Raw genomic sequence first — 13,078 nt, 5'->3', positions numbered from 1 at the left:
TTACGCTACCTACCGTAGCGAAATGCGGTATGCCTTCCGCTCAGCCCTCCGAGACAGCCCGCGGCGGCGAAGAGGAGTCTCATGTTCGACCTCAAAATCACCGGTGGAACCATCGTCGACGGCACGGGAGCCGAGCGCTACCGCGCCGACATCGGTATCAAGGGCGGCAAGATCGTCGACGTCGTCCGCCGCTCCGCTGACGGGCCCGAGATGGGCGGGGAGGCGGCCGAAACCATCGATGCGACAGGGCATGTGGTGGCCCCCGGTTTCGTGGACATCCACACCCACTACGACGGCCAGGTGACCTGGGACGGCCTGCTGGAGCCGTCCAGCGGCCATGGCGTCACGACGATCGTGACCGGTAACTGCGGCGTCGGCTTCGCGCCCGTGCGGCCCGGCACCGAGCAGTGGCTGATCGAACTGATGGAGGGCGTCGAAGACATCCCCGGCACCGCGCTGACCGAGGGCATCACGTGGGGTTGGGAAACCTACCCCGAGTACCTCGACGCGATCGACAAGCACAAGTTCTCCGTCGACGTGGGCAGCCAGGTCGCGCACGGCGCGATCCGCGCCTACGCGATGGGCGAGCGGGGTGCGCGCAACGAGCCCGCGACCCCCGACGACATTGAGGCGATGGGCCGGTTGGTCCGCGAGGCGATCGAGGCCGGCGCGCTCGGCTTCTCGACGTCACGCACGATGGGGCACCGCGCGATGGACGGCGAGCCCGTACCCGGCACGTTCGCCGCCGAGGAAGAACTGTTCGGCCTCGGCCGCGCCATGGCCGCCGGCGGCCAGGCGGTGTTCGAGCTGGCCCCGCAGGGCGCCGCGGGTGAAGACATCATCGGCCCCAAGAAGGAGCTCGATTGGATGCGACGGCTGAGCGGCGAGATCGACCGCCCGGTGTCGTTCGCGCTGATCCAGGTGGACGCCGATCCGAACCTGTGGCGCGAGATGCTGGACCTGTCCGCGGACGCACACGCCGCGGGCGCGCGCCTGTATCCGCAGATCGCGGCGCGCCCGTTCGGCATGATGATCGGTTTCCAGGGCCACCACGGCTTCAGCCACCGGCCCACGTACCGCCGGTTGAAGGCCGAGTGCAGCCGCGAGGAGCTCGCACGGCGGCTCGCCGATCCCGCGGTGAAGGCGGCGATCCTGTCCGAGGACGACCTGCCGGTGGACCCGACCCTGTTGTTCGACGGGATGTTCGCTTTGGTGCAGCACTCGCTGGGGCGGCTCTACTCGCTGGGTAACCCGCCTGACTACGAGCCCACCCCGGACCGCACCGTCGCCGCGATCGCCCAGGCCCGCGGTGAGGACCCGCTGTCCACGCTGTACGACCTCATGCTCGAGTCCGACGCGACCAACATGCTGATGCTGCCGCTGTTCAACTACGCCGACGGAAACTGCGACGCGATCCGCGAGATGATGCTGCACCCCGCCGGCGTGCTCGGGCTGTCCGACGGCGGCGCGCACTGCGGGATGATCTGCGACGCTTCCTATCCGACGTTCCTGCTGACGCACTGGGCGCGGGACCGTAAGCGGGGCGAGAAATTGTCGCTGGAATACGTGATCCGCAAACAGTCCCGTGACACCGCGCATCTGTTCGGCCTCACCGACCGCGGCACCATCGAACCCGGCAAGAAGGCCGACATCAACGTCATCGACATGGACGCGCTGAGGCTGCACCCGGCGGCGATGGCGTTCGACCTGCCGGCCGGGGGAAACCGGATCCTGCAGGGCGCCAGCGGTTATGCGGCGACCATCGTCAGCGGGACCGTCACCCGCCGCAAGGACGTCGACACCGGGGCCCGCCCCGGACGCCTGGTTCGCGGAGCCCGCTGAGAGCTCCGAACCATGGCAACGGCCGCCCGCAACCCGACGCGCACCCGCTCGCACGTCCAGGAGGATGCGATCGGCACGCCGCCGGAGAACCCGACGCTGGTGCCGGCCGAGCGGTACTACTCCCCGGCCTTCGCCGCACTCGAGGTGGAGCGGATGTGGCCGAGGGTGTGGCAGCTCGCGTGCATGGTCGACCACATCGCGGCGCCCGGTGACTATTTCGAGTACCGCTGCGGGCCGTACGGGGTGCTGATCGTCCGCGACGACGACGGGGAGATCCGCGCGTTCCAGAACGTGTGCCGGCATCGCGGCAACTCGTTGTGCACGGGCTCGGGTTCGGGCCTGCGCGAACTCAAGTGCGGCTATCACGGGTGGACCTGGGACCTGGCCGGCGCGCTGAAGCGGGTGCCGAACCGCAAGGGCTTCGGCTCGCTGCGCATGTCCGACTTTCCGCTGATACCGGCCCGGGTAGAGACGTGGGCGGGGCTCGTCTTCGTCAACCTCGACCTCGACGCGATGCCCCTGATCGAATACCTGGAGGCGGTGCCCGACGACATCGCCTGGTGCCGGCTGGAGGATTTCCGCTGCTACGCCACGCTCACGGTCGACGTCGACGCCAATTGGAAGACGATCGCGGACGGCTACAGCGAGACCTACCACATCCAGACCCTGCATCCCGAGCTGCTGCGTTGCGTCGACGACACCCATGCGCCGCAACGGATTTGGGGCCATACCGGAAAGTCGGATCAGCCCTACGGCGTGCCGAGCCCTCGCCTGCGCGGCACGCTGACCGACGAAGAGGTGTGGGACGCCTACGTCTACACGCAGGGAGCGCTGATGGGCGCGGCCGAGGGCACACCGTTTCCCGCCGACGAACGCCGGCCCGGGCAGACGGTGGCCGAACTGATCGCCGAGCGAACCCGGGCCTTCGCCGCGGGCCGCGGCGTCGATCTCAACTGGGCCGACACCGACCGAATGACCCGATTGCACCAGTACAACGTGTTCCCCAACATGACCCTGCTAGCCAACGCCGACCACCTGACCGTCATGTGTTCGCGCCCGGGCGCCGACCCCGATAAGGGCGAGCTGGTGATGTTCTTGACGACCCGGATGCCGCCGGGCGCGCCGCGCGCCAAGCCGGCCGATGTGCGCATGGCCGCCGACGCGGCCGAGCCGGGCGTCGTGCTCACCCAGGACATCGCGGTGCTCCCCGGCCTGCAGCGCGGCATGCACCAACCCGGCTTCACTCACTTGGTGTTGTCCAGCGAGGAACGCCGCGTGATCAACATGCACCGCAACCTGGAGCGCTACCTCGACCTGCCGGCCGCCCAGCAAATGAGCGGCGGCGCGGCGAAATGATCTGTCGCAACATAGTTCGTGTACACAGGGCGAAAGTGCCCTCGGGCGATTTAGAATCCCGCTTGTGATGACCCCGTCTTACCCCTGGGGGGACGATCGAGGGCAACTTGCGCGGCAGCTACGGCTGCCGTATCACACACTCCGCCGCAGGCGGGAGCGGCGCCTGTGCCACCGTTTCGCGCGGGTGGGCGTCCGCACGGCGCCGGAGCGGCTGCGGGCAATGCTGGAGGGCGCGCCGCTGGCCGCTCACGAAATGATCAACCTGAATTTTGCGTTGATCGCGATCCGGCTCGACCGCGAGTCTCGCGCCGCCAGGTACAAGCGGCTCCGGCAACGCGGCGCCCGATCGCTGATGTTCGCGGGCCTGGTCATGGTGGTGCTGAACTTCCTGGTGTGCATGGCCTACCTCCTGCTGAACCTCGCGGAGCCGACGGCGCCGCTGTAGCTCCTCAGCGCGGGGCGACGATGCCGTTGTCGTACGCATAGACGATCGCGGCCGCGCGATCGCGCAGGTCGAGCTTGCCGAAGATCCGCCCGATGTGGCTCTTGACGGTGACGCCGGAAATGCAGAGTTTGCCGGCGATTTCGGTATTGGACAGGCCCTGGCCGATCAATGTCAGGACGTCGAGCTCGCGGGTCGTCAGCTCGGCGATCGCCGCGCCGCGCGGGCCGGGAGCCGCCTTGCGGTAGGTGGTGAGCACCCGCGAGGTCACCGCGGGATCCAGGTAACTGTCTCCCCTGGCGACCGCGCGCACCGCGCGGATCAACTCCTCGGCCGAGGAGTCTTTGAGTACGAAACCGGCCGCCCCGGCGCGCAGCGCCCCCGACAGCAGCTCGTCCTCGTTGAAGGTGGTGAGCGCAAGCACCGGCGGCCTGCCGCCCAGCCTGCGGGTCGCCTCGATGCCGTCGACGCGGCGCATCCGCAGATCCATCACGACGACGTCGGGTCGATGCTCGGCCACCGCGGCGGGCACCTCGTCACCGTCGGCGCACTCCGCGACGATGACGAAACCGTCCTTGCGGCGCAGGATTCGGCGCAGGCCCGAACGCACCAGGTCTTGGTCGTCCACGAGGAGGACGGTGATCTCGGGCGCCGGGTCGGTCACAGCTTGCACCACCGCGGGCGCCAGGTGGTGTCGCCTTCATGCAGCGGGATCTCGGCGCGCACCGACCACCCGTCCCGGGTCGGGCCGACGTCGAGGGCGCCGCCGAGCAGGTCGACGCGCTGGCGCATGCCGCGCAAGCCACGCCCCTCCGCCGATTTCGCGGCCACCAAGGCGGCCGGGAGCAGATTGCTGACCGCGAGCCGTGCCGACACCGGCGAAATATCGAGCACCACACTGGCTTTCGACTCCGGCGCGTGCTTGGCGATGTTTGCCAGCGACTCCTGGGTGATGCGGTAGAGCGCGAGACCCACCGCGGCCGAGACGTGGTCCGTGGGCCCTTCGACGCACAGCGTGACGGCCAGGCCCGCTTGCTGAAAGCCCGCGACGAGCGCCGGGACGTCGTCGATGCCGGGTTCGGGCGTGGTCTGCGCCGTTTTGGTCGGCCAGTTGTCGAGCAGGCCGACGGTGCGGCGGATGTCGGCCATCGCCTGGCGGCCGAGCTTCTCGGCCTGCTCCAGCGCATCGACTGCGTCATCGACGTCGCGATCCTGCTGCAGCGCGCGGCGCGCGCCCGTCACGTGCAACAGGGTGATGCTGAGCGAATGCGCGATGACGTCGTGCACTTCGCGCGCGATGCGGCGGCGTTCGTCGGCGGCGGCGTGCTCGGCCAACAAGTTCTGCGCCTCGATTTGTTCGGCCAGCAGCAGCCGCTGGGCGCGCATCACGTAGCCCAGTAGCCAGCCCACCGCGATGAAACCCAGGTACAACGCGATCGCGTCGAGGCGGTGCAGCGCGGACGCCGTGAGCAACAGCGCGGCCGCCGAGACGGCCGCCAGCAAGCCGGCCAGAACCGAGGCCAACGTCGCGACGACCAAGACCATCAGGATTAACAACGCCGGTGCGAAATCGGCCTGTATGGGCGTCGACGTGCCGAACAGCGTCAGCGCGGTGGCCGCCGACCAGGTCGCCCACAACGGCCCCGGCGTGATCTTCATGTTGAAAACGAAGAACGCCAGCTCGGTTGACAGGGCCAGGGCGAACGCGGACAGCGACACGGGCAGGTCGGCCGCGGGCCGCTGCAGCGTCCCGATCACGCCGCCGAGCACGAGGCTGACATCGACGGCGATCAGCGACGTCCACGTGATGCCGACGGGAAGCAGCTCGCTGCGTCGGCGAAGCTGCTCCCGCAGGTGATCGGCTGCGGCGCGCAACATCGTCCAATCCTAGAAGAGCTGGGCGTCCCGCCACATCCTGCTGGGGTCGGCGCCGGTCTCCGCCCGTGGTAGGAGACAAAGACTGCACTTCGGCACGACGCGCAGCCAGGGCCCGCATTCCTAACGTCGAGTCATGACATGGACACTGCTGCACGACCGCATGGCCTTCATGGCCGAAGTGATCAAGGCCGCCGACACGGACCCGCAGGCGGCACTTGCGTTGATCGACAACTCATCCGAGGTGCCCGAGCTGTTCGGCGACGAGGAAGGCCTGATGCTCTCGCTCGGCCAGCGCTGGATCACCATGCTGGTGGCCAAGCTGGACCAGGCGGCCTACGAGGGCGCGTCGGCCGAACAGGTGCGGGCCGATCTCGAAGCCGCCGAGCCCGGCCTGCACGCTCTGGTGAAGATCGGCTCGCGCCGGTCGATCCGGGTGCGGTCACTGTCTCGCGGCGAACACGTGGCGGTGGGCCTCTTCGGCGGCCCGACCGGCGATCGGCAGACCGTTGCATGACCGCACCGGATTGCTTGCGCGACTGACCGGTCGGTACGCGGTTCTGGTCGTCGGTCTATGGGTGCTGGCGGCCGCCGCCGCCAATCTGGCGGTCCCCCAACTGGAGCGAGTCGTCGACTCCCACGCGCGCTCCTTCATGCCCCCCGAGGCACCGAGCGCGGTGGCCGCCGCCCGGGCGGCCCAGCTGTTCAACCAGACGCCCAGCAACAACTTCGTTTACGTTGTGCTGGAACGCGATCAGCGGCTGGCCCCGGGCGACCGCCAGTTCTATGATGCGCTGACGACGAAGCTGGGTTCCGATCACCGTCACGTGTATGCGGTGACCGATCTCTGGTCGCAACCCGCGACGGCCGCCGGCGCGCAGAGCTCCGACGGTCGGGCCGTCAGCGTGATGGTGCGGCTCGCAGGAATGCTCGGCACCTCCCAGGCACGCGACTCGGTGAATTCCGTGCGCGCCGCCATCCAGACCCTGTCGCCGCCGGCCGGCCTCGAAGTCCATGTCACGGGTCCCGGCGCCACGATCGTCGACGAGTTCTCCGCGATCGACCGGCAGATGCTCGGAATCACCGCAGCCACCATCGGTCTCATCCTGCTGCTGTTGCTGATGGTGTACCGCTCGCCGGTAGCCGCCGCGATTCCGCTGATCTCGGTCGGGCTGGCGCTGGCGCTGGCCCGCGCGATCGTCGCCGCGCTGGGCCGGGCCAATGTCGTTGAGGTGTCGCTGTTTTCGGTGGCGCTCATGGCGGCGATGACGTTGGGCGCCGGCACCGATTACGCGATCTTCCTGGTCGGGCGCTATCACGAAGGCCGCCGCCACGGCATCCCGCCGGAGCGGGCGCTGACGCAGGCCTACCGTTCCGTCGCGCCCGTCGTGATCGGATCGGCGCTGACCGTGTCGGTGGCGCTGGCATGCCTGGTGTTCGCCCATGTGGGCGCTTTCCGCAGCGCCGGATTGCCCTGCGCCATCGGGATTCTGGCGACGATGGTGGCCGCGCTGACCCTGACGCCCGCGCTGATGGGTCTGGCCGTGCGACGCGGGTATCTCGAACCGCGCCCATCGAGAACGGCGCGGCGCTGGCGCCGGGTCGGCACCGCCGTGGCCCGCTGGCCCGGGCCGATTCTGGTTGCCGCGCTGGGATTGACCCTGCTGGCCGCGCTGCCGCTGGCCGGGATGCGCGTCGGCTTCAACGAGCCCGCGGCCACGCCGTCGTCCACCGACTCCAACCGCGGCTATGCCAGCGCCGACCGGCATTTTTCGGCGAACGCGCTGTTGCCGGACGTCATCGCGATCCAGGCGGATCACGACCTGCGCAACCCGGCCGGTTTGATCGCGATCGAGCGGGTCACCCGCCACATCATGGCCCTACCGGGTGTGCGCGCGGTCCAGTCCGCGAGCCGCCCCGACGGCAAGGTGCCCGAACAGGCCACGCTCAGCTATCAGGCGGGCGTGCTGGGCCGTCAGTTCGGCGACACCATGGACTCGCTGACCCGTCGCCTGCAGCGGGTCTCCGAGCTGGACGGCGCGCTGGCGCAGACTCAGGCCGCGGTCGACGGTCTCGGCAATGGGTTGCGCGGCGGCAGTGCGGGGCTGGCCGACATGTCGGGGGCCGCCGAAGACATGCGCGCCGGGATGGACGGCTTGCAGCGCAATGTCACGACGGTGTCGGGCTATCTCGACCCGCTGCGCGACATCGTCGGGCGGACCCCCGACTGCGCCGCCAATCCGATCTGCTCGACGGTGGACCGGGTGCTGCAGCCGGTCGACAGCCTGGTGCAGACCTCCGCGCGGCTCGATGCCGGCGCGACGAAACTGACCAGCGGCTCCAGCACGGCCGCCACGGCGATGGCCGGCCTGCCGCAAAGTGTGTCCGCGATGAAAGGGGCGTTGGGGCAGGCACGTTCGGCCGCCCATGACCTGCTCGAGCTCACCGACACGCTCGGCCCGCAGATGCGTCAGTTGACCGACTACATGAACGAGATCGCCACGCAATTTCAGGGCAGCGCCGCGGCGGACTTCTACATGCCGCAGCGCGCGCTGACCGATCCGCGCTACACGGCCGTGCTCGGCCATTTGGTCTCCGAGAACGGACGCGCCGCTTACCTTCTCGTCTACGGCGACGGGTCGGAGTGGGGCGCCGATGGGGCCAACCGGGCGGACCAGGTTCGCGCCGCCATCAAGGAGGCCACCAAGGAGGGAACCCTGACGCCGCTGGAGGTCGACCTCGCCGGCGTCGGGCCGGTGACCGCCGATCTGCAGCGCTTCGTCGCCAGTGACACCACGCTGCTGGTCGGCGCCGCGCTGGTGCTCATCTTCTTGATCGTCACCGCGATGCTGCGCAGCCCGGTCGCCGGACTCGTCGTCGTCGGCACCGTCGTGTTGTCCTACGCCTCGGCCGTCGGTGCCAGCGTGCTGATTTGGCAGCACCTGCTTCATCAGGATCTGCATTGGTCCGTCGCCCCGATCGCGTTCATCGCGCTGATCGCCGTCGGCGCGGACTACAACCTGTTGCTCGCCTTGCGCATCAAGCAGGAGGCGGCGGCGGGCCTGCGCACCGGCATCATTCGCGCTTTCGGCGGCACCGGCGGAGTGGTCACGGTCGCGGGCATCGTCTTCGGTCTGACCATGCTGGCCTTGCTGAGCAGCAGCGTGCTCAGCATCGCCCAGATTGGCACGACGATCGCCGTCGGGCTGTTGCTCGACACCCTGGTGGTGCGGGCGTTCGTCGTGCCGTCCATCGTGGCGCTGCTGGGCCGGTGGTTCTGGTGGCCGAGCCGTCCGCCCCGCCGCGCCATGGCCGAGGCGGTGAAAACGCCTGAGCCGCAGCTGCTTACTGCGGCGGGGGTGTGAACGTCGACGGCAGCCCGACCAGCACGCCTTCGACGTCGCCGTCGGCGCTCACCAGCAGGCCGCGTCCCGGTGGGAGCGCCTGGGCGCGCACGTTGCGGTTGATCCGGTTCTGCGGGTCGTTGTCCATGTAGAGCTGGGCGACTTTCGCCGAGTTCTGGAACCTGATCCATGGATCCATTTGCAGCGTCGCCCAGTTCGCGCTGTTGCGGGTGGTGAACACGTGCAGGCCGATCTGGCGGGCACGTTCCATCAGCTTCCACAATGCGGCTCCCACCGGCGGTTTGGGCGGGTAACTCTGATCCGGGCGCAGGTCTCCGATGTCGTCGATGAGCACGAAGTGCCGCGGCCCTTCCCACGGCTTGAGCGCGCGCAGCTCCTCCTGGCTCAGACCCTTGGGAGGCAGCCGGGGCAGCAGCACCTGCTGCGCCAAGGCGGTGATCACCTCGTCGATCTCGTCCTGGTCGTATGCGTAGGCCCGCACGTAGCCCGGCCCGTGCAGATCGCGCAGGCCGTGCGGGGCGGTCTTGGGGTCGATCAGGGTCAGCTGCGCTTCCTCGGGGCTGAAGCGATTCATGATCGCCTCGCCAATTGAGACCAGCGACAACGTTTTTCCGCAGCCCTGCCGGCCCAGGATCATCACGCCCGGGCTTTCGCGCAGCTTGATCGGCACCGGCCCGAGTTCGTGGCGCTCTCCGATAGCAAAAGAGATCGACAGATGGTCGCCGGTCGGGTGGGCGGCCTCGTATTCCAGGATCGCCTTGAGTTCCACCCGCTGCGGCAGCCGCTGCAGGGTTGCGTGCTTGGTGACGCCGGCGACGTCCGCGATGCGGGCTCCGACGTCCACGATGCTGACCATCGCGCCGGTCGCCGGGTCGGACAGGGCCGGCACGCCGACGCGCAGCTCGTGCAGGCTGTCGGTCAGACCAAAGCCGGGGCGGTTCAGTGTCCGGCGGGCCGCGTCGCGCGACTCGAGCGACGAGTGCCCCATCTGGCTTTCGCTCGGATCTGCCAAGCGCAATTGGATTCGCGCCGTGGCGTTTTGCAGCAGGCTTTGCCGTTGCCCGTGAATCCAGCCGCCGGCGCTGCACATGACGTGCACCCCGTACTCGGGACCCCGGCTGCTCAACGAGATGATGCGGTCACCCAGAACGGTGTCCTTCGAATACAGATCGTCGTAGTCGTCCACCACCACGAAGACATCGCCGAACGGGTCGTTCGCGTCGGTGCCGCCCAGCCCGTCGCTGCCGGGCGCGAACCGGCGCTCGCGGAACCCGTCGAGGTCGATCTTGAGCCGCCGGAACGAGTCTTCGCGGGCATCGATCAGCGCGTCCATGCTGCTCAAAATGCGTTCGATGCCCTCGGCGTCCTTCGGCGACACGATGTCGGTGACGTGCGGCAACGACGCGGCCTGCGCGAGGGTCGCCCCGCCGATGCAGAAGAACGTGACGCGGGCCGGGCTGTACATCGTTGCCGCCGAACACATCAGCGTCATCAAGGTGGTCGTCTTGCCGCGCTGCTTGGCCCCGACCACGATCACGTTGCTGCGCAGCGCGTCGACCGCGTGCACCACCTGCTTGGACTCTTCGGGGATGTCCATGACACCCACCGGGAACATCAGGCCCGGGTTTTGCCCGTAGTCGACGTGCCAGGGCTTGCCCCGGTAACCCGCGACCAGAACGTCGATCGGCTCCGGATCCTCCAGGGGCTCCAGCCACGGCCGGCGCGGCGAGCGGTGCGGCACGTTGTGCAACGACTCCCGCAGCACGTCCACGATCTTCTTCCGCTTGAAACCGTCGTCGTAGTACAGGAATTCGTCGGGCTCGGCGTCCACGGCGGCGGCGGCTTCCAACGCCGTGGCGTCCGCGGCGTCCAACGGCTGGAACTGCCAGTTGTACAGGCGGGGCTTGGTCAGCGTCATGTCGACCGTCTCGGCGACTTCCTTGGTCTTCGGCACCACGAACGGGGCGGAGAGGTAGAAGCAGCGGAACGGCTCCAGATCGCGCGGCCCCACCTTCAGCAGGCCGAAGCCGTTCTCCTTCGACGGCAGGTGGTAGGCGGCGTCCGAGCCGATCACCTCGCGGCTGTCGTCGCCGGACTCGGCGCGCAGCGCGATGCGGAAGGCGATGTTGGACTTGACCTTTTGCAGCGAGGACAGGTCCAGGCGCTGGCCGCCCAGCATGAAGAACACGTTGGCGCCGCGGCCTTCCTGACCGATGTGGATGATGAGGTTGATCCACTTCTCGTGGTTGGCGAACAGCTCCAGGTACTCGTCGACGATGACGAGCAGCACCGGTACCGGGGGCAGGTCGCGTCCGGCGAGGCGGATCTCCTCGTAGTCGTTCGCGTCGCGGGCGCCCACCGAGGTGAAAAGCTCGTAGCGCTGTTTGATCTCACCATCGATGACCCGGCGCATCCGCTCGGCCAGGTGGCGCTCGTCCTTGCCGAGGTTGGACAGCGCGGCCACCACGTGGGGGATGCCCAGGATGTCCTGGGCCGCCGACTCGAACTTCATGTCGACGAAGATGACGTTGAACGTCTCCGGGGAGTGGGTCAGCGCGATGCCGTAAACCAGCGACAAGAAGAACTCAGACTTGCCGGACCCGCTGGTGCCGATCACCACCGAGTGGAAACCGAAGCCGCCGAAGTCCTTGGCGCGGATGGTGATGTTCTGCAGCTCGCCGTTGGGTTTGGCCCCGACCGGGACCTCGCACCAGCGCTCGTCGCCGCGGCCGCGCCGCTCGGCCCATAGCCGGTCGACGTCCAGGTCGCGCGGGTCGCTGATCCCCAGGGCGCGCAGCAATTCGGTTGCGCCGCTGACGGAATCGGCGATCTCGCTGCGGCTGGTCGGTGACCAGCGGGCCATCGCGCGCGCGTAGCGGTAGGCGCGGTGCACCGAAAGCTGGTCGGCGTGCGCGAAGAACTTGTTGCGCACGCGCAGCAGGGGCGCGGGGCGGCCGTCTTCCCCGTCGGAGTCCGATCCGTTCCGGCGCAGGGCCACTTCGCCGTTGACCGAGCCGTTGGGTGAGCTGTGCCGCTCGCTGAGCTCGAACACCTGGTCGGTGGCGAAGCCCACGCCGGTGCCGACGCGTGAGGCGATGCGCAGCAGGGTGATTCCCGCCTTGCCGACCTGGCCGACGACGCTCTCCCAGGCGTCGGGGCTGCCGGTGTTGTCGTCGACGATTACCAGGTGTGGTCCCAAATCGACGGTGTCCGTGGCGGTTTCCAGGGCCGAGCCCATGGCGGTGGGGCTGGCCGCGGCCAGCGGAGTCCAGGCGCCGCGCTTGCCCTTCATGTGCAGCTCGGCGCCCAGGGTCTCTTCGAGTTCCTCCGGCGTGGCGAAGACCAGGCGCCGAAAACCGCACGCGTCGAACAGTTCGTCGTGCAGGTTGTGCGGCAGCCACACGATCCACGACCACACCTCGGGGTTGCGGGTCACCACCATCAGCTTGACGTCGCGCGGGTTGTGAAACACCGCCAGCGAGCACAACACGGAGCGCATCAGTGACCGCAGCCGGTCCAGGTCCTCGCCCACGAAGCTGAATCCGGGCGCCGACCGCAGGTTCACCACCTTGGCGATGTCGCGAATCTTGCGCTGCTCCAAAATGAAATCGCGCAGCGCCTGCCCGGTGACGGGTTCGAGCTCCTCGTCGGACGCGATGTCGGGCCAGGTCACCGACAGCACCGAGTCAGGGGCGTGCTGGACCCCTGTGCCGAGCCGTACCTCCAGGAAGTCCGCGTCGGCGCGGCCGCGTTCCCACATGCGTGGGCCGCCGATGATGGCGCCTAGGCCGCGTGGGTCGGAGTGCACGGAGTTCTGCCACTCGCGTTGCGCGCACACGGCGGTCTGGATTTCGTCGCGGTTGCTGTCGAGGTCGCGAAGGTAGCGTCGGCGGCCCTTTTCCATTTCGCCCCAGGTGATCTTGCGGGCTCGGCCGAAGCGTCCGGAGAACGCCAGCATGCTGAAGGCGCCGATGCCCATCAGTGGGAAGAAGCCGGTGGTCAGGCTGCGGACGCCGGAGACATAGAGCATGACGATGGTGCCGATGAGCGCGACGATCAGCGCCGGCACACCGATCATCACCCAGATGTTGCGGGGCTCGCGTTCCGGCAGCGCGATGGGCGCGCTGGGGGCCACCCGAACCGGTTTCGGCGGCTCGATCTTGACGCGGTTGATGGGGAACGCTTTCTTGGACATTCT

At 68.6% G+C, this 13,078-nt stretch carries 8 protein-coding genes; 5 read left to right on the top strand and 3 right to left on the bottom strand.

All coding sequences use genetic code 11. The features are described 5' to 3' along the window. Positions 1–81: 81 nt before the first annotated feature. From QGN30_RS02720 to QGN30_RS02710, 3 genes are all read left to right on the top strand, one after another. Positions 82–1,842, top strand: a complete 1,761-nt coding sequence (locus QGN30_RS02720) for an N-acyl-D-amino-acid deacylase family protein (protein WP_225331069.1) — start codon at positions 82–84, stop codon at positions 1,840–1,842. 12 nt (positions 1,843–1,854) lie between these two features. Then, positions 1,855–3,198 carry an aromatic ring-hydroxylating oxygenase subunit alpha gene (locus tag QGN30_RS02715; protein WP_233042310.1) on the top strand — a complete coding sequence of 448 codons (1,344 nt, stop codon included), beginning with the start codon at positions 1,855–1,857 and terminating at the stop codon, positions 3,196–3,198. Between the two features lie 184 nt (positions 3,199–3,382). Further along, positions 3,383–3,643: a hypothetical protein gene (locus tag QGN30_RS02710; RefSeq protein WP_014381536.1), complete on the top strand. Its 261-nt coding sequence runs from the start codon at positions 3,383–3,385 to the stop codon at positions 3,641–3,643. A 4-nt stretch (positions 3,644–3,647) separates the two neighbouring features. On the opposite strand, the gene QGN30_RS02705 is transcribed toward QGN30_RS02710, so the two are convergent. After that, entirely contained in the window at positions 3,648–4,304 is a 657-nt protein-coding gene (locus tag QGN30_RS02705) for a response regulator (protein WP_008262428.1), read from the bottom strand. Then, a complete protein-coding gene (locus QGN30_RS02700) occupies positions 4,301–5,518 on the bottom strand; it encodes a sensor histidine kinase (protein ID WP_225331068.1) in 1,218 nt (405 codons plus the stop codon). The genes QGN30_RS02705 and QGN30_RS02700 overlap by 4 nt, the downstream gene beginning before the upstream one ends. Positions 5,519–5,651: 133 nt before the next feature. Here QGN30_RS02700 and QGN30_RS02695 point away from each other — a divergent pair, with 133 nt between their 5' ends. Then, positions 5,652–6,032, top strand: coding sequence for a hypothetical protein (locus tag QGN30_RS02695; RefSeq protein ID WP_014381537.1), 381 nt, complete (start codon positions 5,652–5,654; stop codon positions 6,030–6,032). After that, a complete protein-coding gene (locus tag QGN30_RS02690) occupies positions 6,025–8,880 on the top strand; it encodes an MMPL/RND family transporter (RefSeq protein WP_014381538.1) in 2,856 nt (951 codons plus the stop codon). The genes QGN30_RS02695 and QGN30_RS02690 overlap by 8 nt, the downstream gene beginning before the upstream one ends. On the opposite strand, the gene QGN30_RS02685 is transcribed toward QGN30_RS02690, so the two are convergent. Beyond that, positions 8,861–13,075, bottom strand: coding sequence for a type VII secretion protein EccC (locus QGN30_RS02685; protein ID WP_009953125.1), 4,215 nt, complete (start codon positions 13,073–13,075; stop codon positions 8,861–8,863). The genes QGN30_RS02690 and QGN30_RS02685 overlap by 20 nt on opposite strands. Positions 13,076–13,078 lie beyond the last annotated feature (3 nt).

Origin of the sequence: Mycobacterium sp. 3-98, assembly GCF_035918355.1 — a bacterium.
In the GTDB taxonomy this organism is placed as follows: domain Bacteria; phylum Actinomycetota; class Actinomycetes; order Mycobacteriales; family Mycobacteriaceae; genus Mycobacterium; species Mycobacterium intracellulare.
This window is presented reverse-complemented; position numbering and strand designations above follow the sequence as displayed.